Origin of the sequence: Leucobacter japonicus, from assembly GCF_001273855.1 — a bacterium.
Taxonomy (GTDB): Bacteria; Actinomycetota; Actinomycetes; order Actinomycetales; family Microbacteriaceae; genus Leucobacter; species Leucobacter japonicus.
The window spans coordinates 1-238 of the sequence record NZ_JHBX01000143.1; the positions used below are offsets into that span (position 1 = coordinate 1).

Consider the following 238-nt stretch of genomic DNA (forward strand, 5'->3'; position numbering starts at 1 on the left):
GCTGTGGAGGGGGATTGCGCGCTACGCGCGGAAGGTGGCGTCGCCGGCCAGCCAGGTGCCGAGCACCTCGAGCTCGGCGATCGCCTCGGGGGCGATGCGCAGCGGATCGGCCGACAACCAGACGGCGTCTGCGGTCTGGCCGATGTCGCGGGTGCCGCGGTCGGGAGCGAGCGCCTGGCGGGCGATGCCGCGGGAGTAGGCGGGGTACGCGGTGGCGGCGTCGAGGCGCTCGTCGGGC

General features: G+C 76.1%; 1 protein-coding gene. It reads right to left on the reverse strand.

Annotation, left to right across the window (positions count from 1 at the left end; translation table 11 throughout):
- Nucleotides 1-21 precede the first annotated feature (21 nt).
- A partial coding sequence (locus tag AMS67_RS16645) for an amidohydrolase family protein (RefSeq protein ID WP_156316720.1) occupies nucleotides 22-238 on the reverse strand: 217 nt, incomplete at its 5' end.